Origin of the sequence: Pseudarthrobacter cellobiosi (assembly GCF_023913815.1) — a bacterium.
GTDB classification, from domain to species: Bacteria; Actinomycetota; Actinomycetes; order Actinomycetales; family Micrococcaceae; genus Arthrobacter; species Arthrobacter cellobiosi.
Window position 1 is genome coordinate 347,491 of the sequence record NZ_JAMXBK010000026.1, and the last position, 24,310, is coordinate 371,800.

The following is a 24,310-nucleotide window of genomic DNA, read 5'->3' on the forward strand; positions in this document are numbered from 1 at the left end:
CCTCGGAGGCTCTTCTTGGTAGGTGTGCTGCAGGGCTTCTTTGTTGTGTGGTTCATCATCATGGTGGGCTGGTTTGTGGGCCGCCAACGGATCCTGGGCGACAACGCCCGCCAGGTCCTCAGTGGCCTGACCTTCTTTGTGGCCAGCCCTGCCCTGCTCTTCGAGACCCTCAGCAAGGCGCAGCTGCGGGAAGTCTTCGCGGAACCGTTGCTGGTCACGGCGGTGTCCGCCGTCTGCACCGCCCTTGTCTTCTTCAGCATCGTGAAGTTCGTTCTGAAGCGCGAATTGCCGGAAGCACTGATGTCCTCGATGGCTGCTTCCTTGGCCAACTCCGCGAACCTTGGCATCCCCATCGCCGTCTACGTCCTGGGCGACGCCAGTTACGTGGCGCCGCTGCTGATCTTCCAGCTGGCGTTCTTCACACCGATTTTCCTGATGATTCTGGACGCCAGTACAAGCTCACACCGCACCACGCCCTGGGGATTCATTCTTATGATCCTGCGGAACCCGATGATTGTTGGCTCCGGCCTGGGCCTGCTGGTGGCGGGGACGGGCTGGCAGGTTCCGCCGCTGCTCCTGGAGCCGATCCACCTCATTGGCGGTGCCGCGATTCCGGCCATGCTGATCGCGTTCGGCATGAGCCTGAACGGCAGCCGGCCATTGCAGGCCGCCGCCGGCAGGCGCGTGGACACCCTCCTGGCCAGCGCCTTCAAACTTGTGGTCCAGCCGGCCATCGCCTATGTTTTTGCCCGCTTTGCCGTAGGGCTCGACGGCCCGGCCCTGTTCGCGGCCGTCGTCGTGGCGTCCCTCCCCACCGCGCAGAACGTCTTTGTAGCCGCCAGCCGCTACCAGACCGGCCTCACCGTGGCCAAGGACACCGTCCTGATCACCACAGTGGTGGCGGTACCCGCCATGATCGGCGTCGCCCTGCTACTGAACTGATTTGGCTGCTGAACTGACCAGCGGCTTCCGCCCTCCGGTAGGTTCCCGCGTCACGCCAGGCAGGCTTTTAGCCCCCGACGGCGGCGCCCAGCGCGAAGTTCCGCGGCAGGCCGCCGTCGTGCTTCCCAAATACGTGCCGTGCGTGACAAACCGGCGTGGTGACGCGGGCGGGACCCTACAGGCTACGGCCTTTTGGCCTCTGGCTTGTGCCGGTCCAGGATCCTGGCACAGCGGATGAACCCCAGGTGCGAGTAGGCCTGCGGGTGGTTCCCCAGGTGTGTCTCCGTGCTGGGATCGTATTCTTCGGGCAGCAGGCCGGTGGGGCCGAAGAGGTTCACCAGCTGGTCGAACAGGTCCCAGGCCTCCTCGATCCTGCCCACCGCAACGTACGCCTCAATCAGCCAGGTGGTGCAGATGTGGAAGCCGCCCTCCAAACCCGGCAGGCCGTCGTCGTACCTGTACCGGAACACGGTGGGACCCACCCGCAGTTCCCTTTCCACGGCGGTGACGGTGTCCAGGAACCGCTGGTCCGTGACATCCAGCAGGCCGGAGAGCCCGATGTGCAGGACGGCTGCATCCAGGTCCGGGCTGTCGTAGGCCACCGTATAGGACGCGGCCGAGTCATCCCAGCCTTCGCGCAGGACTTCCTCCCGGATGGTCCGGGCCGTGGGTTCCCACGACGGGTCCGGCGCCCTGCCGTGCCGGGCGGCGGTCCGGAGGGCGCGGTCCAGCGTCACCCAGCACATCACCTTGGTGTAGACGTGGTGCCGCGGCGGGCGCCGGGCTTCCCAGATGCCGTGGTCCGGCTCGTGCCACCGGGCCAGGACGGCGGCCGCCATCTGCACCAGCAGGTCCCAGTGCTCATCCTCGAGGGCACCATTCCGTGAGCTGACGCCGTGGATCAGTTCAGCCACCGGCCCGAAGACATCCAGCTGGACCTGGTGGTCCGCGGCGTTGCCGATCCGGACCGGCCGGGACCCCGCATACCCGGGCAGGCTGTCGATGACGGCCTCCGTGGACAGCGGTGCCCCCGTCACCGAGTACAGGGGATGCAGCCATTCCGGCCCCGGAGCATGTTCAAGGATCCGGCCCAGCCAGCTGAGGAACCCGGCCGCCTCCGCCGTGGAGCCCAGGTCCACCAGCGCGTTCACCGTCATGGACCCGTCCCGCAGCCAGCAGTACCGGTAGTCCCAGTTCCGTGTGCCGCCGATTCCTTCGGGCAGGGACGTGGTGGGCGCGGCCAGCACGGCACCCGTGGGCTCGTGCACGAGGGCCCGGAGGACCAGCGCTGAGCGGCGGACCAGCGATGGCTTCACCGAGGGCAGCTCCAGTTCCTGCACCCAGAGCCGGGCGTGGAGCGCCACCCCCGCCCGCCGGTCCGTCTCCCCACCGGGGTCCGCCAACGCGGGCTCGGTGTCGCCGCAGCGCAGGTTGAGGACCACCGGTCCGTCCTGGAGGTTGACCGAAGCGGTGGCCGTGGCGTGGAGGCCGTCCGAGGTGATGGTGAAACTGACGCCCGGGGCAAAAAGGAAAATGGGATCGGAGGTTCCCACCACATGGAGTTCATCGCCGCGGGCCTCCATGCTGAACGGCGCGTTGGCGTAGTCCGGCCTGGGTGCGAAGACGATCTTGGCGCCGCCGGTGCCGGAGAGTACCCGGACCAGGCTGGTGATGCCTTCCGGTGCCGGCTCCAGGTAGTCCGTGACGGTCACGTCCGCCCAGCGCGTCTCCACGATCATGGTGCTGTCCACGTAGCGCTGGCCCAGAACCTGCGAGGACTTGAGTGGCTCAACGGAGAAGTGCCCGGCGGCGTCCCCGCCCAGGATGTGGGCGAACAGCGACCCTGAATCCGGGAGCGGGTGGCTCATCCAGCAGACCTTGGCATCCGGAGTGACCAACGCGGTGGAGGATCCGTTGCCGATCATCGTGTGCCGCTCGAGCCCTACTGCGTCCTCGCCGAAAAGCCAGGCCCGCCGCAGCTCAAACAGGAGGGCCAGCACGCGGGCGAAGGATTCCGGGTCCCGCAGCCGGTGCGAAGCACGGGTCTCCCCCGGCCCCACGCGCAACCCCAGGTCCGGACCGCGGAGCGTGGCGATGGCCAGTTCGTCGCTGTAGGCGTCCCCGGCATACAACGCGGCACTGGCGCCCAGCCGGGACCGGAGGTTTTCCAACGCGTCTGCCTTGGCCGGTTCCAATACCGAGAGGTCCAGGACCGAACCGTCCACGATGAAGAACAGCCCATGTGCCTTGGCGATCTCCCGCGCCGTTTCCGTCACCACCTGCACCACCTCCGGCGAGGCGGGCCGGGTATGCACGGACACGGCCACTGGCTTCCGCTCGATCCAGATGCCCTCCTGGAAACCCACGGCCTCTGAAAGCGCGGTGCCTACCTTGTGGAGAGTGGCTTCGGTGGCGAGGTCCTGGATGTGGGCGAAGGCCATGTCCGACTCCGCGCCGTGCGAGCCGATGAGATGCACCTCCGCGGGCAGCCGTGACACTGCGGCGAGGTCACGCAGCGAGCGCCCCGAGATGACCGCGGCATGGGTGTTGGGCAGGGCGGCCAGGGCGCGAAGCGCGATCGCAGCGCTCCCCAGGGGAAGGGTCTCCGTGGAGATTCCCTCCGCGTCGCACAGTGTTCCGCCGTAGTTGCAGGCCACCAGCAGCCCGGGGACGCGGGCGAGGACCTTCAGTTCGGCCAGGAGGGTGGGCGTGAAACCTTCGTCCGCCAGGTCCGACTGGATGAACGTCCGCAGCACGCCCAGCGGCAGCGATCTGGTCAGCAGGGCGGAATCCGCCACGCTCTGGTTCAACGGAGTAGGCATGTGTAACCCCTTAGAACAGAACCCGGCCCGGAAAGGCAGCCGCTGGATTACCTGGCGGACTTCCGGGTGGTGCCCCTCCCCGGAAGTCCATGCGGAATTCCAGAGGGGGCAATTGTCATTCTCCGCCCGTGTGGTTTCCCCCGAAAGTCCCCCGGATTGCGGCTGTGTAAAAGTCGCGGACGCGGGTGACGGTCCGGCCGTCACGCGGCGCATCCTTTTGGACCACGACGGCGGTTCCGCCCGCGTGATTCCGGGGAACCCGCCGTCGTGCCTGCCAAAAACCGTGCCGGGCGTGACGCCGGTCAGCCGGTCCGTCCGGCGCTCAGCCGGCGGTCAGCGTCACCAGCGTGAAGCCGCCCGGGGCCACCGTGACGCGTCCGGACGTGGTGCCGGCATTGTTCCTGGAGCCCTTGACCGGCTGGCCGGCGGAGTCGTACTGGCGCTGGACCAGCACAAACCCTTCCGGCACGCTCACCTGCTGCACGGTAGCGGACTTGGCCGCACTGACGTACAGCGTGGAGTCGCCGCCGGACCCGGAGACCCTGACAGTGGAGATCCGCGGCTGGATCAGGAGTGCGTCCAGTGCGGCGTTGCCGTCGGTGCTGGCGGTGACCGAGGTCAGGCCGGCAGCGAGGGCGTTCCGCAGCGTGAGCGGGATGAGGATGCCGGGTGCGTCGGTGATGCCCTGCGCCCCCGCCCCGCCGTTGGCCGTGGTGCCCAGCGGGCCCTTGGCCGAGGTCCAGGTGGTGGTGCCCGAGGGCGCAATTGCCTGGTTCACGATGGGAAAGATGTTGCTGGGCTGGTCCGCTGCCGGCAACGGGATGGAAAGACTGCCGCCAGCGTTCAGGTCCACGTAGGCGCCGCCGGAGATGTTCGCTTCGCCGGTCCAGGACGACGGCGGCCGCACCACTGTGCCGTTGCCCGTGATGGTGCCGGCTTCGGCTTCCACCACGCTGAGCCCGTTGGTCCCTTCGGTCACGCTGATCCCCAAGGCCTTGGCCCGGAGTTCCGGGTCGGCGTCGAGGGCCAGCATGGTGAGCAGCGCGTGGATGGTGGATTCGGCGCCGGAGTTGGGGTTGATCCGGCCGTCCGTTTCGATCCCGTCAATGGCCGTGCCGGTGGCCGGGTTGTAGGCGGGGGCGCCGTTGGGGTTGGCGCCGAAGAACCAGCCCGCGGCGATGGCGGCCACGTCCAGGAGGCCCGGGGCATCAGCGGCTTCCGCCGTCGCCACCAGGCTTTGGACGCGCGAGTCCACGCCGTACGCGATCTGCGCCTCGCCGGGAGCGGGGCTCCACGCGTTGTCCGGGCCACCCGCTGCGAGCAGCTGCGGGGTGAACTGCGCGGTGTCCTTCACGGCTGCCGTCAACAGGTCGGGCCGGTCCAGGACAGTGGATGCGGTGGCAACAGCGGCCGGAGCCATGCCGCCCCACGCATGCCAGAGGCTTTGGGACTTGTTCCACGGCATGATGGCGCCGAACGGCCATTGTGTGGCCGAGCCGGAAGACATCGCGGCCACGCCCTCGCTCAGCTGGGAAAGCGCCGTGGCGGCCACGGCATCGGACGGAACGGTCTGCACATAGGCGGCCAGGCCCAGCACGGCCTCGGCGGAGGCATCCGCGCCGCCGGCGATGAGCCAGGCCGGGACCTGGACGCCGTCGGCGGTGTCGAACGTGCCGTACTTGGCGAGGGACTGGCGGTTCAGTGCGCCCAGGGAGAGGTGCAGCCGGTCCTGCAGGAACGCGGCGAACTCCGGATCGGACTCGGCAAACCCTGCGAAGCCTTCGCCCAGGGCCCAGACCGTGCGGGCCAGCCAGTAGGATTCCGCGGAGTCGGACGGATCCGGCAGTTCCACGGGAATGGCGCTGGGGTTCAGGCTGCCGTCCGCCTGCTGCCAGAGGATGACGTTGCCGGCGTTCGGGCCGTCCACCGTTTGCAGGTAGGTGAGCGTACGAAGGTTCTGGAAGGCGTGCTCCTTGCTCGCCAGGTCCCCCGTCTGCTTCCAGTGCCGCAGGTACACCACGGCGGCGCGGGCAATATCGTCAGCGTTGTAGGCACCCTGGGTCCAGTCACCCGTGGCCGGGTCCAGGTCGCCGCCGCCCACCCTGGTGTAGCTGCCGTCGTCGTTCTTGTCGGCGTAGGTCCACGGCGCTTCGGCCTCCGGGTCCTGCTCCAGCTGGTAGGTGGTGTGCCCGGCCACCGGAGCCAGCGGAACCGTGTCCAGCAGGAAGTCCAGGTGGTCCAGGTTGGTCAGGCTGCCGCCGTCAGCCAATGCGGGCGACAGGACAGGCGCCGCGGGTGCCGCAGGTGCGGTGACAGCGCTGGCGGACGACGGCGGCGCGGCAGGGGCCGCCGTGATGGCACCTGCCTGCAGCGAAACAGCCAGCAGGGAAACGGCCGCCGCCGTCACCACCGGCCGCGTGCCCTTCGGTGAAAGCATCACCGTCAGACCCGGTCCAGTTTGGCCACACCGATTTTGGAGTCGGCCATCCCGTAGAACACAAACAGCTGGTCGCCGATTTTTTCGATCGCGGTAGGGAACACCACGTTCGGCACGATCCCGGAAATCTCGTCCTCGGTTTCCGGCGCCAACAACGGCTTGTCGCTGCGGGCGATGACCCTGGACGGGTCATCCGCGGACAGGATCATGGCCGCGGCGGTGTAGTTGACGTTCTGCTGCTGCTCGAAGGCAGAGGCGGCCATCTTGCCGGCCACGCCGTGGTGGATCAGGAGCCAGCCTTCGTCCACGCGGATGGGGGGCGGGCCGCCACCGATCTTCAATTCCTCAAAGGGGAACTCGCTGAGGGCCACCAGCCGGTGCTTGCCCATGTGCACCAGGTTGCGGAGGTCCCGCTCGACGTCGGCCACGGCCACGTAGGAGATCCAGATGCCGGGGCGGTTGTCCGTGACGCCGGCGGGCAGGTGCTCGCCTTCGCCGGGGCGGATCCAGCCCAGGTCCCACATGGGGCGGTGCAGCATCGCGTAGGAGGGCACGCCGTCGGGGTCGTTCACCGGCTCCGGGAAGAACACCGCATCCTTGTTGGGAAACAGGTTCAGGTCCATGGAGAGATCAGCCTGATACTCGAAGAAGCACGGGCCCAGCCGCTCCCAGTTCCTGAGGTCCTCGGAGTGGGCGAACGCCAGCCGCGGGCCCAGCGGGCCGTACGCCACGTAGGTCATGAGGTGCTTGCCCAGGGCCGGCACCCAGGTGGTGCGCGGATCCTCGGTTCCGGCGTTGTTCATGCCGCGTTCCCAGCCCTCATCCGGGGCCAGCACCACACCCTCGCGTTCCACGCCGGTGGGGACGCCGTCGTCGTTGATGATCACCTTGGCAAGCCCCACTCGGGACACGTTCCCTCTGGCCACCAGCCGCGGGAGCAGGTACAGCTCGCCGTCGGGGCCGCGGCCGCTGGCGGGGTTCAGGACGCCCTCGGCTTCGAGGTCGTTGCCTGGCTCGGGCGTCATGATGACGCCGGCGCGGGTGAGGGCGAAGGGGACGGTGGGCAGTGCTGAGGTCTGGGGGGAGGTCATGGATTAGCCCTTTACGCTGGAACCGATATTGGTCGAAATGAACTGTCGCTGGAAGAAGATGAAAAGCGCGACGGCGGGTGCCGCCAGGACGCAGGCGCCGGCGAGGATGGCGCCGAACGGGTTGCCAGCCTGACCTGCGAGGTTGGAAATGAAATTGGCCAGGGACACGGCCAGCGGCTGCAGGGACTGGTCCTTGGTGACAAGGAACGGCCACAGGAACTCATTCCACGGACCGATGAAGGTCAGCAGCACGGCCGTGACAATCGCGGGCCGGACCAGCGGGATGGCGATCTGCCACAGGATCCGCAGCTCCGAGGCGCCGTCGATCCTGGCGGCCTCGAACAGCGTCGACGGGAGCTGGAGGAAGTACTGGCGGAAGACGAAAACGGCGGTGGAGTTGATGGCGAACGGCAGGATCATGCCCAGGTAGCTGTCCGCCAGCCCGTAGTCGCGGACGATCATCACGTACAGCGGGATGAGCAGCAGCTGGAACGGGATCATCTGCACCAGGAGCATCATCCCGAACACCACGCCGCGGCCACGGAACTTCATCTGCGCCAGGGCGTACCCCACCAGCAGCCCGAAAATCACCGTGAAGAAGATGACGCCGCCAGTGAAGATGCCCGAATTCAGCAGGCCCCGGAAGAGGTTGATGGAGCCGTTAATGTCCGCGTAGTTCTGGCCGGTGATGTTGGCCGGATCGGGGAAGGCGCCGAACACGGAGGTGTCCGGGGAGGCCTGCAGGGACCCGATGAGCATGTAGTAGAAGGGGAAAAGGAAGACAAAGGCGCCCAAGGCCAGCAGGATGAAGCTGCCCACGCCGAGGTTGCGGCGCTTTTCCACGCCCGAGTCGGGACGCAGGGCGGGTTCTGGTTGTTCCGGATGCCGGCTGGCGTCGTCGTCGTTCTTGGCGTTCTGCGCGTTGGTGACTGACATGTCAGTCCTCCTTCCCGCCCACGAGGCGTTTCTGGATCAGGGCAATCAGCAGGACACCGATCACCAGCACCACGCCCAGCGCGGCGGCGACGTCGGGATTCCCTTGCAGGATCCCCTTCTGGTACATGATGAACACGGGCGAGGCCGAGGCACCGTCCGGGCCGCCGCCCCCGGTCAGCAGGTACGGCTCGGTGAAGAGGTTCGCGCCGGTGATGGTGGCGAGCAGGGTCACCAGCACGCTGGCCGGGCGGACCCCGGGGACGGTGATGTTCCAGAACTGGACCCATTTGTTGCCGCCGTCCACGGCCGCCGATTCGTATAGCTCATCGGGGATGTTCTGCAGCGCCGCCAGGTACAGCAGGATGAAGAACCCCAGCTGTTTCCACGTCACGTAGAGCGCGACGGTGGGCATGGCCAGCCACGAGTTCACCAGCCAGGACGGCGTGGGTGCCAGCGGCCCCAGAACGGTGTTCAGCAGGCCGTTCTCCTGGAAGAGGAAAAGCCAGACACCGACGACGGCGACACTCGCCGTCACGTACGGAACGTAGTAGCTGAGCCGGAAGAACGTCTTGAGCCGTGTGACACGGTTCAGGGCGTTCGCCAGCAGCAGCGAGAGGCCCACGGTGAGCGGGACGTTGATGACGAGGAAGACGCCGATGTTCAGGAAGGAGCGCTGGACGGTGGGGTCGGACAGGATGGTGATGTAGTTTTCCAGCCCAACGAACGGCCGGTCCACCTTGACCCGAGGGGCGGTGAAGAAGAAATCGTGGAACGAAATATAGACGGCGTAGCCGAGGGGAAACGCCAGGACACCCAGGATGTAGATGATGTAGGGGGCGCTGAACAGCAGGCCCAGCGGCTGGGGGCCCAGGAAGTTCTTACGCTTCCTGGGCACCAGCCGCCGGTCCGCCGTCCCACCAGCCGGTTTCCCCGTGACGGGGTTGCCTTCAGGGGAGCGGAGTGACATTGGTGGTCACCGCTACTTCTGGGCTACCAGCTGGTTGATCTTGTCCGCGGCGCCCTTAAATGCGGTGTCGATGCTCTCGTTGCCGAAGATCACAGACTTGGCGTAGGCCGTGCGGAACGTCTGCCACACCTCTACCGAGTTGGGCACGTTGGGGACCTCAACGGTCCGCGCCGCCTGCTCGGCGAACTGGGTGTATGCGGGGTTCTTGGCGAAGTAGTCCGGGTAGATGGTGGGAAGGTCCTTGCGCATGGGCATCTGGCCGGTGTCCGTGAGCAGCTTGCCGTCCTGTTCCTTGCTGGTGGCGAACTTCATGACCTCCCATGCCGTGCCCTGGTTCTTGCACGCGGAGTACAGGGCCACATTCTTGGCATCAGAGAACGTGAACGTGTCAGACTTTGCCTCGGCGGCCGGGACCGGTACGGCTCCCCAGTTCAGCTTGTCCTTGTAAGCGGCTATGGCCCACGGACCCGCCAGCGACATGGCTGCCTTGCCCTCGAGGAACGAGTCACCCTGGTAGACCTCCTTGGAGGCGAGCTTCTCCTTGTAGAGCGTCTGGAACATGGTGGCCACCTGCTTGCCCTGTTCGCTGTCGAACGTGGCCTTGCCGTCCTTCACCAGCGGGGTGCCGTCGGAGTTGGCGGCATAGAAGGAGTAGAAATCGAACCAGGCCTGGAAGAAGTCGCTTGCCGGTGAGGGCCAGATCGCGTTGGGGGCAACCCCAGCGGACACCAGGGTCCGGGCGGTGTCCAGCAGTTCCTGGTGGGTGCCCAGCTTGGGGTTCTCCGGGTCGAGCCCGGCCTTGGCGAACATGTCCTTGTTGTAGAACAGGACCACCGGATTGGACTTCCAGGGCAGCTGGTACATCTTGCCGTCCGCGGACTTGTACTGGTCCGCAAGGTCACCGGTGCGGTCCTTGATGTACTGGGCACCGTCCGGGAACTCGTCCAGCGCAACCAGGCCGCCCTGCTTCTGGAACTGCGGGACGGCCACCGGAGCGGTGTTGAACACCAGGCAGGGCGCGTTGCCGGCGGTGATTGCCGCTCCGATGACTTCCTCGGAGCTCTTGCCGGCAGGGATTTCCTGGGCGTCGATCTTTTCGTCCGGGTGCGCAGAGTTCCAGGACTCCACCATCGCCTTGCCCCACTTCACCTCGAACTCGTTGTTCGAGTACCAGATCTTGATGGGGCCCTTTGCGGAGATCGCCGAGTCAGCGCCGCCACCTCCGCCCCCGCCACCACCGCCGCAGGCAGCCAGGCCCGCCCCTATTACGGTCAGGGCGGCCACTGACAATATTCGCGTGGCTTTGGTAAAGCGCTTCATTGCGACTCCTTGGTACTGGTCCCGGTGGGGAACTTCTACTGGTTGGTGTGCTTTTTTGCTTGCTTTGGGGATTGCTGGGGGGCTGGCTTGGTGGTTATGGATGGGACGGGGCCGGTGGAGGCGCGGATCAGCAGGGAGGGTGCCTGCAGGTCCGTATCCTCACCGGAGTGGGTGCCGTTGAGCTGGTCCAGGAGGGCCTGCGCGGCAACTCTGCCCCAGCGCATGGGGTCAGTGGAGATAGTGGTGAGGGGCGGGTTGAGGTACTGGGTGAACTCTGCGTTGTCGTAGCCGGTGACTGACAGGTCACCCGGGACGTTCAGGCCCTGAGACTGGGCGAAGGACTGGCCGGACGTCGCCATGAGGTCGTTCGCATAGACAATCGCGGTGGGGCGGTCCGGCCGGCAGAGCAGTTCCGCGGTGGCGGCCACTCCCCCGGGCGCCGTGAAATCAGCCTCCGCGAACAGATCTGCGGCCAGGCCAGCAGCGGCCATAGCCGACTCCCAGGCCTGGCGGCGGCTGCGGCCGTGGATGTATTCCTGGGCGCCGCCCACATGGCCGATCCGGACGTGCCCCAGGGCAAGAAGATGTTCGACGGCGGCCGTGATGCCGTCCGTGTCATCCATGGACACCGCCGGGAACGGTGAGTCCGCATCCGGCCTGTTGAGCGTCACGGCGGGGAGCTTGAGCTCGCGCAGCAGGCCGATCCGGGAATCGTTGTGCCGCACATCGGTGAGGATCACACCGTCCACGCGGCCGCCGTCGGCCAGTTTGCGGTAGGCCCGCTCTTCGGCGCCGGGGGCGGTGGCAACGCTCAGGACCAGGGTGTAGTCGTGCTCGGCGAGGGTGGTTTCGATGCCCGCAATAAAGGCCGGGAAGAAGGGGTCCGTGCCGAGGAGCTTCGGATCGCGGGCCACCACCAGGCCCAAGGCGTAGGCCTTCGCGGAGGACAGGCCCTTGGCGCGGAGGCTCGGCTTCCAGCCAAGCTCTTTGGCGACCTGGAGGATCCGGCCCCGGGTGGCGTCGCTGACGCCGGGCTGGTTGTTCAGCGCATAAGAGACAGCACCCTTGCTGACGCCGGCCGCGTTGGCGACGTCGCTGATGGTTACTGCCATGATGTGGGGCCCTTTAGGTTTCGAGTCCGGTGACTCGCGCCACTGAACCGGTTCAGTAGACTCAACTTAACCGGTTCAGCTGACGGATGTCAAGGGCCCGGCGTACCTAAAGATGCGAATCGCGCCCCGCTTGCTGGTGGCGCGGGACCTAGACCCGGGCCAGCCCGGCAACCTCCGCCAGCAGTTCCACGGAGCGGATCCTGGCCTCGGTGCCGGTGTTCTGGTGCGCCACGATGAGTTCGTCGGCGTCGGAGTGCTTGGCGAACTCATCCAGGTAATCGATCACCACGTCCGGGGTGCCGATGGCGGAGTACGTCATCATCTGGGACACGTGCTGGCCCTGCGGGGAGTCCAGGATCATGTCCGCCTCGTCGTCCGTGAACTCGCGCCCGCCGCCGAAAAACAGCGAGACGCGGGCGCGTTTGGTGGCCTGGAAGGTCTCCTGCGCTTCGGACGCGGAATCGGCCGCGATCACGTTGACGCCGGCAATAACATGCGGGGAATCCAGTTGGGCCGACGGCTTGAACTCGCGGCGGTAGACGGCCACGGCGTCCTGCAGGGCGGTGGGGGCGAAGTGCGACGCGAAGGCGTACGGCAGGCCCAGCTGGGCGGCCAGGCGGGCGCCGAACAGCGAGGATCCCAGGATGTACAGCGGCACGTTGGTGCCCTTGCCTGGAGTGGCTTCGACGGCCTGGATCCGCGTGGGGCCGGTGAGGTAGCCCTGCAGCTCCAGCACGTCCTGCGGGAAGCTGTCTGCTGACATCGGGTCCCGGCGCAGCGCGCGCATGGTGTTCTGGTCACTGCCGGGGGCGCGGCCCAGGCCAAGGTCGATCCGGCCCGGGTGCAGCGTCTCCAGGGTGCCGAACTGCTCGGCGATGGTCAGCGGCGAGTGGTTGGGCAGCATAATCCCGCCGGCGCCCAGCCTGATGCTCTGCGTGTGGGCCGCCACGTGAGCGATCAGCACACTGGTGGCCGACGACGCGATGGAGGCCATGTTGTGGTGCTCGGCGTACCAGATCCGCCGGTAGCCCAGCTCCTCGGCCCGCTGCGCCATGGCCACGCTGCCCGCGAAACTCTCCGCCGCCGTCTGGCCCTTGCCGATGATTGCCAGATCAAGAATGGAGAGGGGGAGAGTCACGTCAGTGCCGGCCTTTCAGTGCGTTGCGTCGTGGTGAGCCGGCCGGGTCGCGGCGGGCGCACTGTGGACAACGACGGCGGCACTCCGGTTATTTCGGCAGGCGGCGGTGGGGTGCCCCACACTGGTGACGCGGGAGACTTGGCGGCGCGCGCGCAGGGGCCCGGCCTGACGGCCGGACCCCTGCGCGGTGGTGCTGTGGTTGTGCCGGTTTACTTCAACTTGAAGTTCGCGGTGATGAAACTGCCATCAGCCGCCGTCATGGTGAGCCGATAGCAGGTGCCTGCACCCGTCGGTGTCTTCCAGTTGTAGATGAACTGGCCAGCGGTGGCGTCGTAGCGCAGGGAGGTGTTGCCGGTGGCCGTCACTTCAATGTCATCCATGAATTCCAGCGTGCACTGGATCTTGGCTGCGGCGAAGGACACCAGGCCGGGGTCTGTCAGTTCCCTCGTGCCCGCGAACACCTCGAACTTGGCCGGGATCGTACTGCCGCCCTTGACCGTGTTCAGCACGCCGTTCATGTCCACCGGCTGGTAGAAGCCCTTGAGCGTCCAGGCCAGCACGGTGTAATCCTGCGTTACCGTGGTCCGGTTCCCTGCGTTGTCTGTTGCGGTGGCGGTGACGGTGTGCGGGCCAACCGAGGTTCCATAACCACTGACCACGCAGCCCGCCAGCCCGGACAGTGCGTCCGAAGCGATGCACGTTGGCGCGGGCGCCGTCGCACCGTAGTAGCCGGTATTCACGGTGGAGCTGAAGGCAACGGACGGGGCAGTCTTGTCGATCTTGAAGCTGCTCTGGTCCGCTCCAGCCGGGGTCACGTTTCCGGCCACGTCCTCGAACGCCGGGCTCTGGACGACCACCGACTCGCCCTCGCCCTCCGAGGTCACGGTCTTCGTCGCGGCAAGCGGGCCCGACGTATCATCGGTTCCCGTGAAGGTGGCCACCACATCGCTCCTGAACCAGCCATTGGTGCCGGCCGTTCCGGTCACGCCGGTGTAGGAAACTTCCGGTGCTGTCTTGTCGATCTTGAACGAGTGGCTCGCGTTGCCGGCCAGGGTGGTGTTTCCGGCGTTGTCCTGGAATTCCGGGCTGAGAACGGCGACGGCGGATCCCTCACCGGCGGAGCTTACAGTCCCGGTTGCAGACGCCGGGCCCGAGGTTGCGTCGGTTGCCGTGAACAGGGCCAGGACGTCAGAGGTGTACCAGCCATCGTTGCCCTCGGTGCCCGTTGCGCTGGTGTAGCTGACCGTTGGCGCGGTCCCGTCCTTCTTGATGCTTACGGTGACCGGGCCGGCGCTGCCTCCGCTGCTGGTGGCTGAGCAGCTGTAGTCCCCCGGCAGCTGGTCCAAGGAGATGAGCTCGTCCGCGCAGCCCACGAGGCCCAGCGTGGTGGGTGAATCGGACTCGGTGACGGTCCAGTCAAGGTAGACCTCGCTCCGGTACCAGCCGTCGTAGCCGTCCGGTGTGGCGGGGCTGAGCGTGTAGCTGATCTCGGGGGCGGAGGCATCAACGATGCTGTAGGTCACCGAGCTCTTGACGTAGATGCCGCCGCCGTCTGTGTAATCACAGCTGGCTTCCTGGGATCCGACGCCGGTGGCGGCGTCAGGGCCCGTGATGGCGCTGAGCGTAACGGGCAAGGAGCTGGGCCCGTCTTCGGCATCGGTCACATTGCAGACGGCAGCGGGGACGGAACCCTTGGCGTAGGATCCGCCGTTTTCAACGCCGGTGATGCTCAGTACGGGCGCAGCGTTGGAAGGCGCGGGAGCCGTTACGTTCACAGTGAACGTTGCCGGAGCCAGGTTGAACGTGCCTGGCGAGTTGTTGGTGGCGACGGAAGCTGTCACCGTGGTTGAGCCGGCCTTGAGAGGTGCGAGGGTCAATGACACACCCGGGGCCCCACAATCCAGTATCACGACGCTAGCGGGGCTGACAGTTGCAACGGACGGGTCGCTCGACACCAGGTTCAACGTGACCGAATAGGCGTTTTTGACGTTGCAGCCATTCTCGCCGTCGCTGTTTCTGGGCTGAATCTGAAGGCTGGTGGTTCCGTTGACACCGACATTCAGCGCCATCACCTCCGCAACGGGGTCGATACTTCCATCAAGCGTGTTGGAAATATCGTCGGCATACACCACGCCGGCACTTGCCAGCAGCAGGCTTCCGGCGGCCACAACGGCCGCGGCCCTCAACCCTGCATGCCGTAGCAACTTCTTCACCGGTCCCGCGTCCTGACTTACCGCTGAAAAGTTCATGGAATGCCCTCCCTCATGGCAGTGCGGCCAGCCTTGGACGCAACGTAGTCTCACCGTAGGTTGGCCATCCGCCGGGCACACGCGTAATCGCCACCCGTCTTTCTGCCGCGAGTACTCGTTTTCTGAAGGTCCCTCCGGCGCACTACTTGGTTTTGCCCGCCGAGGCCGCGGAATCACGCCTTTGAGTTCCTACAGCCAGCCGATATGACCTCCCTGCTGGCGCTGGCAGCCTGCTCGGACCCCGGTCCCCGCCAGCCCGCAGCTAAGCATCTGTACCTCAATACCGGGTATCAGGCCAAGTTCGATCTTGAGGCGGATCCGGAGATCATTAGGTCTCTCGCGTTCACCAAGAATCTCCCGGCGGCCCCGCTAAGCTAGCGGCATGGCCAACAAAACCACTGCAGAAAAACTCGCCACCATCCAGAAGGGCTACACCCTGGAAGGTGCCACCATCGAGCTCGGGGCCGCCATCATCGACGGCGAAGTCCATAAGGAAGCCCAAGTCCGCCTGCCGCTGGCAATGATGAACAGGCATGGCCTGGTGGCCGGCGCCACCGGCACCGGCAAGACCGTCACGCTGCACATGATGGCCGAGCAGCTGTCCGCTGCCGGGGTTCCCGTGTTCCTCGCGGACATCAAGGGTGATCTTTCAGGCCTGGCCACAGCGGCCGCCGGCAGCGAGAAGCTGAAGGCGCGCACCGACAGCATCGGCCAGGCCTGGGCCGGCAAGACGTTCCCGGTGGAGTTCCTGGCCCTGGGCGGCGACGGCAACGGCATTCCCGTCCGTGCCACCATCACCTCGTTTGGTCCCATCCTGCTCTCGCGCGTTATGGAGCTCAACGACACCCAGGAATCCAGCCTGCAGCTGGTCTTCCACTTTGCGGACAAGAACAACCTTGAGCTGATCGACCTCAAGGACCTCCGCGCGGTCATCCAGTTCCTCACCTCGGACGAGGGCAAGGACGAGCTGGAGGAACTGGGCGGCCTGTCCAAGGCCACCGCCGGCGTCATCCTCCGCGGACTGGTGAACCTGGAGGCACAGGGCCTGGAAAGGTTCTTCGGCGAGCCTGAGTTCGACACCGCGGAGCTGCTCCGGACCGCCCCGGACGGGCGCGGCGTTATCACCTGCCTGGAGCTTCCGACGCTGCAGACCAAGCCGATGCTGTTCTCGACCTTCCTGATGTGGCTGCTGGCTGACCTGTTCGAGGACCTCCCCGAGGCCGGCGACCTGGACAAGCCCAAACTGGTGTTCTTCCTCGATGAGGCCCACCTGCTGTTCAACGGCGCATCCAAGGCCTTCCTGAACGCCATCACCACCACAGTCCGGCTGATCCGTTCCAAGGGTGTGGGGATCTTCTTCGTCACCCAGACCCCCAAAGACGTCCCCGCCGACGTCCTGGGCCAGCTGGCCAACCGCATCCAGCACGCCCTCCGCGCCTTCACCCCGGAGGACGCCAAGGCCCTGAAAGCCACCGTGTCCACGTTCCCGATGAGCGATTATGACCTCGAGGAGACCCTTACGTCCGCGGGGATCGGCGAGGCAGTCATTACCGTCATGAATGAGAAGGGCGCCCCGACGCCGGTCGCGCACACGCGCCTGCGCGCCCCGGAATCCGTCATGGGCCCCAGCACTGAGGAGCTCATCAAGAGCACCGTCGGCGGGTCCGCATTGCTCACCAAGTACGGGACCGCCGTGGACAACGTCTCCGCCTACGAGAAACTCACCGGCAAGGCCGCGGCTCCCACCGGCGGAGCCGTGCCGGGTGAGCCCCCGGTTCCGGGGACTTCCGGGCAGCCAGGTTCGGGACAGGCCGACGTCGACGCCGAGGCCCGAAGGATCGAAGAGGAAATCCTGGGCCGGCCCAGCAGCCGTCCCGCGCCGGATCGTGGTGCCGGCACTGATGCGCCCGCGCGGCGTGCACCGGAGCCTGCGGCCCCGGCCGGCGGCGGGATAGGGGGCGACATCGCCGGAGCACTCGGTGGGGCACTGGGCGGTGGGCTGAAAAGTATGGTCCGTTCCCTGGGCACCCAGCTTGGCCGGGAGCTGCTCCGCGGCGTCTTCGGCACCTCGTCCCGGCGCCGCCGGTAGGCAAAACCGGACGATGTCCCGCCTTGGACTTCCCGCCTTCGGGCATCAGGAAAGCCGCCGCACCCCGCTACATGGGGCGGCGGCAACACCTGTGTTCAGCGGGCTTGCAGGTAACGTAAGGGAAGTGCAGATGAGTCAGGCGTTGGTGAGGATGGCAGCAGGGTGGCTGCTTGGCCTCATGCTTGCCGTGGCCGCGGCCATCGTTGGGGTCAACGTGGTGAACAATACGGTGGCGAGTCCACAGCAGCCTGTCCGGGAGTATCTGGACGCCCTCCACGAGGGTGACGGCGGCAAAGCGCTGGGCCTTTTGCGGGCCACGGTGCCGCCCAGCAACGCCGCCATGCTCGACGGCACAGCGCTGCAGACGGCCTCTTCCCGGCTGGCGAACGTCACTATCGGCGATGCCGAGGAACGCTCCGGCAACCAGGTCATGGTGCCCGTGCAGTACACAATCGATGGCAGCAGGCTTCGCACCGAGTTCCTGCTGGAGAAGACCGGCACGGAATGGCTGTTCTTCAACACGTGGGCGTTTGTGCCGTCGCGGCTGCCCACGGTGGGCCTGACGGTGGTCAACGCCAGCGAAGCCAACCTCAACGGCGTCCCGGTGAACATGCCCCAAGGCAAAAATTCGTTTGCCGTGTTCTATCCGGGCGAATACGAAGCCTCCCTGAACGGTGAATACTTCGCCGCGTCCGCCACACGCGCCACGGTGACATCCCGCGATGTCCCGGCGGCTCCGTTGAACCTGCTGACCGAGGCCACCGACCAGCTGCGGAAGGATGTGGGCGCGAAGGTACAGGAGTTCCTGGACACCTGCGCCGCCGAAGCCGTGAAGCAGCAAAAGCTGCAGCCGGACTGCCCCTTCTACTTCGCCAGCACCAACAACGTGGACGACGGCACCATCAAGTGGACCATCACGGAGTACCCGGAGATATCCATCGAGCCCTTCGACGGCCGCTGGGTGGTTGCTCCCCTCGACGGGAAGGCCAAGGTGGAGGCGGTCCAGCAGAGTTCCTTCACGGGCGCCTGGTCCCCGCTCAACGAAGAGGTGGACTTCAGCTTCACCACCCGCCTGGACGTCGCCGGCGACACCATCAGGGTCACCCCGCTCCTGAGCTACTAGCTCTAGCCCCGGCTACCGACGGGCCTCGTGTCACGCACAGCACGCCTTTGCCGCTGCTGGGTGCGCCAGCCCCTGAGTTTCCGGGGTTCCCCCTCCGCCGACCAGCCAAAAGCCTGCTCTGCGTGACGAGAAAGGCGGTGTGACGGGAAGGCTGCGTGACGGGAGCCGTTACCGGCGCCTGGCCAGCACTGACAAGACCTGCCCCACCATATCCGCCGGCGAGTAAACAACGTCCGCGTAGTAGTACCGCAGCGCGGTGTAGCCCTGGACCACCGACTCGTTTGTTCCGGCGATGGTCTTTCTTCACCTGGGTCCACTCGGCATGTTGCCGGCCGTCCAGCTCCACCACCAGCCAGCCCTCCAACAGGAGATCAACCTGGCCCACACGCGTAAGGTGGGCCTGGGTTTCCACGCGGATCCCGGCCTGCCGGAAGTAGGTCCGGGCCAAGGTTTCCAGGAGCGAGCCCGAACCCCGGTCCACCCACCTCAGGACCTCACGCGCAGGGCCGTTCCGCTTTCCTGGCAGCCGGGCCCGCAGAAAGTCCACGGTCATTTCGCCCCGCTGAACGGCACATTCCACCATCACCAAGGACTCGGCAAAGCGCAGGCACCGCAGCGCGTGGATGAGGACATCGGCCAGTGCGGCCACGGGCCTGTCGGGCTGCGGTGGCAGCAACAGGCCGGCATGGTGGATCCCGTTGCCGGTGACCGCTTCGGCCCTGCGGTGATGCACATGCAGCGCGCCCGAGGACGGCAGCGACCACAACCCATGGAAGGGCGCGGCGCTGGCACACGTCAGGAGTTGGCGGTTACGCAACAGGCCCACAAGCTCTGACGGCGCCGTCGGGAGGGCATAGAGTCCCCGGTCCGAGCACGCTTTTGGCCACGGCCGGCGGCCTTAACCCCGGAAATCCGCGTTCGGGCCAGCCCGCGGCGCGCAAAAGGCTGCCTCCCGTGACATCAGGTCACAGAAGGCAGCCTCCTCACCGGCTCAGCAAGCCGGCGCCGCAAAGCCGCAGCGGCGGCGGTGATCAGTCCATTCCGCGCAGGTCCAGGACCAACTCGGTGTCGCCGTCGTCCGTCAGGAGAACGGGGATGCCCCAGTCCTGCTGGTACAGGTGGCAGGCGGCGTGATCGGGAATCTCGCCGTCCGCATCTTCCGGTCCGTCGCAGGCCGCGGCGCGGGCGGTGATATGCAGGACGCCCTCCGGAATCCCGGAAGCCAGTTCCAGTGTCCGGAGCAGGCCTACGGAGGTTCCGCCGCCGGCCACGAGCAGCTCCGGCGGGGTGGAGGAGATCTTCAGCTGCGTGGGATCGCCCCAGCGGTCGTCGAGCTTCTGCCCGGTGGGTGCGGTGAAGCGCACGGTGAGCTCGAGCAGCCCGGGGGCAACCGGGCTCTTGGGCCGGTGGGTCTGCGAGGCCCCCTCGTCCACCTGCTGGGCTTCCTTGGGGATGGGCACGTAGACCAGCTGGTGCTTGTTGGCCTCAACCACCACCAGCAGCGGCTCCGAGCCCGCGGCGTGCGTGTGGTCCACAATCACGTCGGAGGGTTCGGAAAGTCCGCGGGCCAGCGTGGACACGGTCCCCGCGGCGGGGTCGAAGCGCCGCACAGCACCGTTGTAGGTGTCGGCGATGGCAATGGAGCCGTCAGGCAGGACCGTGACGCCAAGGGGGTGCTGGAGGCGTGCCTCGGACGCGGGGCCGTCGCGGAAACCGAAGTCGAACAGGCCCTTGCCCACGGCAGTCTCCACGGTGACCGTGCCGCCGCCGTCAATGACCAGCTTGCGGAGGGCGGAGGTTTCGGAGTCCGCCACCCAGATGTTGCCGTCGGCGTCCTCGGCAAGGCCGGAGGGCTGCGCGAACCAAGCCTCGTGGGCGGGGCCGTCCAGCAGGCCTTCCAGGCCGTTGCCGGCAATAATTGCCACGGCGCCGGTGAGGGGCTCGAAGCTGAAGATCTGGTGCGTGCCGGCCATGGCGATCACCACGGCGTTGAGCTTGGTGGACCAGACGACGTCCCAGGGCGAGCTGAGGGACACTTCCAGCGGGTGCTCGCTGAGCTGTCCCGTGAAACCGGCAGCGTCTTCGTCCACGCGCGCGGGGCCGGTTTCCAGCAGGCGCTGCACGCCGTTCCCAACAATCGTCGTGGCTGTTCCGTCCGTGAGCGAGAGTCCACGGAGGCGGTGGTTGACTGAGTCTGCAATGACGACGTCGTAGCCCGCCTTCGCTGCCACCTCTTCGGGAAGCAGCACGAGGCCCTGCGGCTCGTTGAACCGTGCGGTCGGCTGGACGGAGTCGACGGCGGCGGCCGGGCCGTCAGCGTGGCCCTTGGTCCCGGAGCCGTAGGTGCGCAGCACCGTCTGGAAGTCGTTGCCCAGTTCCACGAGGCGGTGGTGGCCCGTGTCGGTTACCAGCCAGGAACCCCCGGTGGCGGTATCCGCGGCAGCCGGGGTCCCGCCGTCGGACGTTCCCTGCGCGCCTGAACCGGGTCCGGCGGAACCGCGCCCGGTCGGCAGGAACAGCGCCTTGCCGGGGAAGCGCAGCGTGCCCGAGGTGGCTTCCGGCGCCACATACGGGCCGGAGCCGCGGTGCAGCGTGCCCTTGGCCTCGTGCTCGGCGATCAGCTCGGGGATGAGCACGGCCAGGCCGTCAGCGTGGCCTTCACCGGACAGGTGGGCCACGATGTAGCCCTCGGGGTCGATGACCACCAGGGTGGGCCAGGCGCGCGCCGTGTACGCCTTCCAGGTCTCCAGCTCGGGATCGTCCAGGACGGGGTGGTGGATCTCGTAGCGCTCCACAGCGGCGGCGAGGGCCACGGGATCTGCTTCGTGCTCAAATTTGGGCGAGTGGACGCCCACGGTGACCAGGACGTCGGAGTACTGTTCCTCGAGCGGGCGCAGCTCATCGAGGACGTGCAGGCAGTTGATGCAGCAGAAGGTCCAGAAGTCGAGCAGCACGATCTTGCCGCGCAGGGCTTCGAGGTCCAGCGATTTGCCGCCGGTGTTGAGCCAGTTACGGCCCACCAGTTCGGAGGCGCGGACCCGGAGTTGGGTGCGTACGGTTTCGCTCATCAGCGTCCTTCCAGCTTTGAGTTGCGTTCAGCCAATCTGGCATCGCGTTCAGCCAATTTGGCAAACATATCGTTGTAAGCGGTGAGATCGGCGTCGTTATTCCTGTCCGCCGCCCGATCCACGCGCTTGGTCTCCCGTTGATCGGACCGGGACCACATGATGGCCACGCCAAGAGCCACCAGGAGGGTGGGGACTTCGCCGATGCCCCAGGCCACGGCCCCTCCCATTTGCTGGTCCAGGAGAGCGGACGGCCCCCAGGCGCGGCCAAGGTTGCCGAAGTAGTCGGCCGCCAGCAGGCTGGTGCCGCCCATGATGGCGACGCCGAAGAACGCGTGGAAGCCCATGGTCGCCAGCAGCAGAAGCAGGCGCATGGGATAGGGTGCGCGGCGGGGCAACGGGTCCGTGCCGATCATGCTCAGGATGAAAATGTAACCTGTGAGCGAGAAGTGCAGGATCATGAGCTCGTGGCCCACGTGGTCCCGCATAGCGAAGCCGAATGCGTCGGAGTAGTAGAACAGCACGATGGAGCCCGCGAAATTGGCTGCCGCGAAGATGGGGTGCGTGACCAGTTGGGAGAACTTGGAGTGGATAAACACGAGCAGCCACTCGCGCGTCCCACGGGTGCCGTCGCCGCGGGCAGGCAAGGCCCGTAGGGCCAGCGTCACCGGGGCGCCGAGTACCAGGAAGATGGGGGCCACCATGGTCAGCGCCATGTGGTCCACCATGTGCGCGGAGAAGAGGACCCTGCCATAGACCGACGGCGGCCCTGACGTGATGTACGTCAGCACCAGGAGGCCGATCACCCAGTTCACGGCGCGGAACCACTGCCACTTGTCGCCGCGTCGAAGCACCTTGGCGACGCCCAGGAAGTAGGCCACCAACCCGAAGAGCACCACGGCCACCCAGAGCCAGTCAAAGCGCCACTCCGTCAGCCAGCGTTCCGGCGTCAGTTCAGGCGGCAGCTCGTAGCCGGTGAGGATGAAGGCCGGCGACGCGTCCGGTGCAAACGTGGTGGGCTGCGGCGGTGCCGACCGGCTCAGGGCGACGGCGATGCCGGAGGTGGCTCCCATAACGACGAGTTCCACAAGCACCAGCTGCCACAGCACGCGGCGTGAGGACATTGCCGAGCCTTTGCGGCCCAGTTGGGGGATCACCCATTGCCGGTGCATCACGCCGATGCCGCCAAGGACCAGGGTGGCTGCCGATTTTGCGAGGATCAGTTGGCCGTAGGGGGAGCCTAGGAGGTCACCCCAGTTGGTGATGCGGATGCTGGCATTGATGACGCCGGAGGCAAAGACGAGCACAAACGCAAAGCCGGCCAGGGAGGAAAAACGCCGCAGCGTCGGTTCGGTGATGTCGGCGGCGGTCCCGGGCTTCGAACCGGTCAGGATTCCGGAGAGCAACGCCAGGACGACGATGCCGCCAACCCACGCACTGACGCCCACAAGGTGCAGGCCCAGGGAGTTGATGGCGCCTTCGTGGTCCGACGAGCTTGAGGAGTGGCCGATCAGGGCGGCGGGAACCAGCCCGGCCAGGGCCAATATCAGCGTGAGCGCCAGGCCGCCCAGGGATCTGACGCCGAACAGCGCGGTGGTCACCACGGCCGCGATGATGGTCACTGTCAGCCATGCCCGGCCGGTCTCGATGTCCGTCATGAAGTACACCAGGGCGCGGGTGAACTCGGCGTCCCCACCGACGGCCTGGCCGGCGACGTCTGAGTAGGTGAGGACCAGCACGGCCACCGCTGACAGCGTCCAGGCAGCACCCGCAGCGGCAGCAATGGCCAGCGCCCGGGCGAAGGCCGGATGTTCCGGAGCGTCGCCGTTGTGGCTCCGTGACCGGGGACCCGAGGATCTAGGGAGGATACCGACAGCGAAGATCAGTCCGCCGATCACCGTCGCCAGTGCCACGTTGTGGATGGCCTTGCTGACAGGAAGCCCCCAGCGGACCAGGGCTCCCGGGTCAGAGACGTCACGGGCCGCAGAAGCGCCGGAGAAGAGGAGCGCCGCCGTCAGTCCCAAGAAGAGGGCTGCAAGGCCTGCGAACTGCCACGGCCGGGAAATCCCCAAGACGCCGCCACCCCGGGCCGAGGCGCCCCCGACGGGGCCTGGTTGGGGTGCGGTGGGACGGGATTTTGCTGCAGAAGGCACCTATCCATTCTCCGCTACGGGTGCCCACGCGGCGAATCGGCTTAAAGCAAAGAAGCGGCAACCCTGAGGTTGCCGCTTCTTTGCTGCTGTTGCTGAAGAAGACTACTTCTTCTTGGCGACTGCAGCCTTCAGCTTGGAGCCGGCGGTCAGCTTGACGCTGTGGCCTGCTGCGATCTGGATGGTCTCGCCGGTCTGCGGGTTGCGGCCGGTGCGTGCTGCACGGTCGGTGCGCTCAACTGCGAGCCAGCCCGGGATGGTGATCTTCTCGCCGGCGGCGACGGAAGTCTCGAATACCTCGAACAGTGCATCGAGGACGGAGTTGACGGCTGCCTGGCTGGTGCCGGCCTTGCCTGCTACCTCTGAAACAAGTTCACTACGGTTCTTAGCCATTGATGTCCTCCTGGACGGTCACGATTTCTGGAGCCTGAACGCGGCATGCGTGCAAGCCACTGTTCGAAAACTTACCAGCTTGGGCCCGCGAGGTCCGCAAATTCCGCGTGTTTCCGCCACTTTTTGACTCAAATCACCGGATTTTAGGGGAATTGCGGGGGAATTGCGCCCACAGCGGACGCTCCTGCAGTTCCTACAGTGTTCCGGCGGACGCTCTCGCACTTCCTGCGCATTTCGGGGTGACGCTCTCGCAGTGGTCTGTGTTCGGGGTGCGGTTTCCGACGGCGGCGGGGTGCCTGGGGTGCGCAGCACGCTGCGGGTAGTGGGTGAGCGTGTCCAAATTCACTGCCGGGTCTGGTTCTGTGCGCCGGCGGGCGGGTGTTTGTGGTCCTGGGGTGGTGTTTTGGTTTTAGTGGTTAACGTGGGAGAGCCCCCCAACCTGGTGGTTGGGGGGCTCTCGACCGTAATGATGTTCC

At 66.5% G+C, this 24,310-nt stretch carries 17 protein-coding genes; 5 read left to right on the top strand and 12 right to left on the bottom strand.

What is annotated here, in order from left to right; all coding sequences use genetic code 11:
- Positions 1 to 15 precede the first annotated feature (15 nt).
- On the top strand, positions 16 to 942 hold the full coding sequence (locus NG701_RS15410; protein WP_252568669.1) for an AEC family transporter: 927 nt from the start codon (positions 16 to 18) through the stop codon (positions 940 to 942).
- A gap of 182 nt (positions 943 to 1,124) precedes the next feature.
- Here NG701_RS15410 and NG701_RS15415 read toward each other — a convergent pair whose 3' ends face one another.
- From NG701_RS15415 to NG701_RS15455, 9 genes are all read right to left on the bottom strand, one after another.
- On the bottom strand, positions 1,125 to 3,764 hold the full coding sequence (locus NG701_RS15415; protein WP_252568670.1) for a trehalase-like domain-containing protein: 2,640 nt from the start codon (positions 3,762 to 3,764) through the stop codon (positions 1,125 to 1,127).
- 322 nt (positions 3,765 to 4,086) lie between these two features.
- The gene (locus tag NG701_RS15420) at positions 4,087 to 6,201 is read right to left on the bottom strand and encodes a hypothetical protein (protein WP_252568694.1); all 2,115 of its coding nucleotides are present in this window, start codon (positions 6,199 to 6,201) and stop codon (positions 4,087 to 4,089) included.
- Between the two features lie 5 nt (positions 6,202 to 6,206).
- Positions 6,207 to 7,292 carry a glycoside hydrolase family 130 protein gene (locus tag NG701_RS15425; protein ID WP_252568671.1) on the bottom strand — a complete coding sequence of 362 codons (1,086 nt, stop codon included), beginning with the start codon at positions 7,290 to 7,292 and terminating at the stop codon, positions 6,207 to 6,209.
- 3 nt (positions 7,293 to 7,295) lie between these two features.
- The gene (locus tag NG701_RS15430) at positions 7,296 to 8,228 is read right to left on the bottom strand and encodes a carbohydrate ABC transporter permease (RefSeq protein ID WP_374208697.1); all 933 of its coding nucleotides are present in this window, start codon (positions 8,226 to 8,228) and stop codon (positions 7,296 to 7,298) included.
- Between the two features lies 1 nt (position 8,229).
- Positions 8,230 to 9,195, bottom strand: a complete 966-nt coding sequence (locus tag NG701_RS15435) for a carbohydrate ABC transporter permease (protein WP_252568672.1) — start codon at positions 9,193 to 9,195, stop codon at positions 8,230 to 8,232.
- A 12-nt stretch (positions 9,196 to 9,207) separates the two neighbouring features.
- On the bottom strand, positions 9,208 to 10,515 hold the full coding sequence (locus tag NG701_RS15440) for an extracellular solute-binding protein (RefSeq protein WP_252568673.1): 1,308 nt from the start codon (positions 10,513 to 10,515) through the stop codon (positions 9,208 to 9,210).
- Positions 10,516 to 10,550: 35 nt separating this feature from the next.
- Complete coding sequence (locus NG701_RS15445; RefSeq protein WP_252568674.1) at positions 10,551 to 11,627, bottom strand: LacI family DNA-binding transcriptional regulator; 1,077 nt, start codon at positions 11,625 to 11,627, stop codon at positions 10,551 to 10,553.
- A gap of 148 nt (positions 11,628 to 11,775) precedes the next feature.
- Positions 11,776 to 12,765, bottom strand: coding sequence for an LLM class flavin-dependent oxidoreductase (locus tag NG701_RS15450; protein WP_252568675.1), 990 nt, complete (start codon positions 12,763 to 12,765; stop codon positions 11,776 to 11,778).
- 209 nt (positions 12,766 to 12,974) lie between these two features.
- A complete protein-coding gene (locus tag NG701_RS15455) occupies positions 12,975 to 15,014 on the bottom strand; it encodes a PxKF domain-containing protein (protein ID WP_252568676.1) in 2,040 nt (679 codons plus the stop codon).
- A 204-nt stretch (positions 15,015 to 15,218) separates the two neighbouring features.
- Here NG701_RS15455 and NG701_RS15460 point away from each other — a divergent pair, with 204 nt between their 5' ends.
- From NG701_RS15460 to NG701_RS15475, 4 genes are all read left to right on the top strand, one after another.
- Positions 15,219 to 15,392, top strand: a complete 174-nt coding sequence (locus NG701_RS15460) for a hypothetical protein (protein ID WP_374208698.1) — start codon at positions 15,219 to 15,221, stop codon at positions 15,390 to 15,392.
- Positions 15,393 to 15,396: 4 nt separating this feature from the next.
- The gene (locus NG701_RS15465; RefSeq protein ID WP_252568677.1) at positions 15,397 to 17,103 is read left to right on the top strand and encodes a helicase HerA-like domain-containing protein; all 1,707 of its coding nucleotides are present in this window, start codon (positions 15,397 to 15,399) and stop codon (positions 17,101 to 17,103) included.
- A gap of 130 nt (positions 17,104 to 17,233) precedes the next feature.
- Positions 17,234 to 18,226 carry a hypothetical protein gene (locus NG701_RS15470; RefSeq protein WP_252568678.1) on the top strand — a complete coding sequence of 331 codons (993 nt, stop codon included), beginning with the start codon at positions 17,234 to 17,236 and terminating at the stop codon, positions 18,224 to 18,226.
- Between the two features lie 292 nt (positions 18,227 to 18,518).
- Positions 18,519 to 19,061, top strand: coding sequence for a hypothetical protein (locus NG701_RS15475; protein ID WP_252568679.1), 543 nt, complete (start codon positions 18,519 to 18,521; stop codon positions 19,059 to 19,061).
- A 196-nt stretch (positions 19,062 to 19,257) separates the two neighbouring features.
- Here the strand turns inward: NG701_RS15475 and NG701_RS15480 are convergent, their stop codons facing one another.
- The 3 genes from NG701_RS15480 to NG701_RS15490 all read right to left on the bottom strand — a co-directional run bounded on the left by NG701_RS15480 (position 19,258) and on the right by NG701_RS15490 (position 23,834).
- Positions 19,258 to 21,294: an NHL domain-containing thioredoxin family protein gene (locus NG701_RS15480; RefSeq protein ID WP_252568680.1), complete on the bottom strand. Its 2,037-nt coding sequence runs from the start codon at positions 21,292 to 21,294 to the stop codon at positions 19,258 to 19,260.
- A complete protein-coding gene (locus NG701_RS15485) occupies positions 21,294 to 23,444 on the bottom strand; it encodes a bifunctional copper resistance protein CopD/cytochrome c oxidase assembly protein (RefSeq protein WP_252568681.1) in 2,151 nt (716 codons plus the stop codon). Before NG701_RS15485 ends, NG701_RS15480 begins: the two co-directional genes overlap by 1 nt.
- Before the next feature lie 102 nt (positions 23,445 to 23,546).
- The gene (locus tag NG701_RS15490) at positions 23,547 to 23,834 is read right to left on the bottom strand and encodes an HU family DNA-binding protein (RefSeq protein ID WP_056341443.1); all 288 of its coding nucleotides are present in this window, start codon (positions 23,832 to 23,834) and stop codon (positions 23,547 to 23,549) included.
- Positions 23,835 to 24,310 lie beyond the last annotated feature (476 nt).

Bases quoted from the DNA above. Each gene is read 5' to 3' on its own strand.
- NG701_RS15415 (WP_252568670.1), bottom strand. From the start codon at position 3,764: ATGCCTACTCCGTTGAACCAGAGCGTGGCGGATTCCGCCCTGCTGACC.
- NG701_RS15420 (WP_252568694.1), bottom strand. From the start codon at position 6,201: ATGCTTTCACCGAAGGGCACGCGGCCGGTGGTGACGGCGGCGGCCGTT.
- NG701_RS15425 (WP_252568671.1), bottom strand. From the start codon at position 7,292: ATGACCTCCCCCCAGACCTCAGCACTGCCCACCGTCCCCTTCGCCCTC.
- NG701_RS15430 (WP_374208697.1), bottom strand. From the start codon at position 8,228: ATGTCAGTCACCAACGCGCAGAACGCCAAGAACGACGACGACGCCAGC.
- NG701_RS15435 (WP_252568672.1), bottom strand. From the start codon at position 9,195: ATGTCACTCCGCTCCCCTGAAGGCAACCCCGTCACGGGGAAACCGGCT.
- NG701_RS15440 (WP_252568673.1), bottom strand. From the start codon at position 10,515: ATGAAGCGCTTTACCAAAGCCACGCGAATATTGTCAGTGGCCGCCCTG.
- NG701_RS15445 (WP_252568674.1), bottom strand. From the start codon at position 11,627: ATGGCAGTAACCATCAGCGACGTCGCCAACGCGGCCGGCGTCAGCAAG.
- NG701_RS15455 (WP_252568676.1), bottom strand. From the start codon at position 15,014: ATGAACTTTTCAGCGGTAAGTCAGGACGCGGGACCGGTGAAGAAGTTG.
- NG701_RS15460 (WP_374208698.1), top strand. From the start codon at position 15,219: ATGACCTCCCTGCTGGCGCTGGCAGCCTGCTCGGACCCCGGTCCCCGC.
- NG701_RS15465 (WP_252568677.1), top strand. From the start codon at position 15,397: ATGGCCAACAAAACCACTGCAGAAAAACTCGCCACCATCCAGAAGGGC.
- NG701_RS15470 (WP_252568678.1), top strand. From the start codon at position 17,234: ATGAGTCAGGCGTTGGTGAGGATGGCAGCAGGGTGGCTGCTTGGCCTC.
- NG701_RS15475 (WP_252568679.1), top strand. From the start codon at position 18,519: ATGGTCTTTCTTCACCTGGGTCCACTCGGCATGTTGCCGGCCGTCCAG.
- NG701_RS15480 (WP_252568680.1), bottom strand. From the start codon at position 21,294: ATGAGCGAAACCGTACGCACCCAACTCCGGGTCCGCGCCTCCGAACTG.
- NG701_RS15490 (WP_056341443.1), bottom strand. From the start codon at position 23,834: ATGGCTAAGAACCGTAGTGAACTTGTTTCAGAGGTAGCAGGCAAGGCC.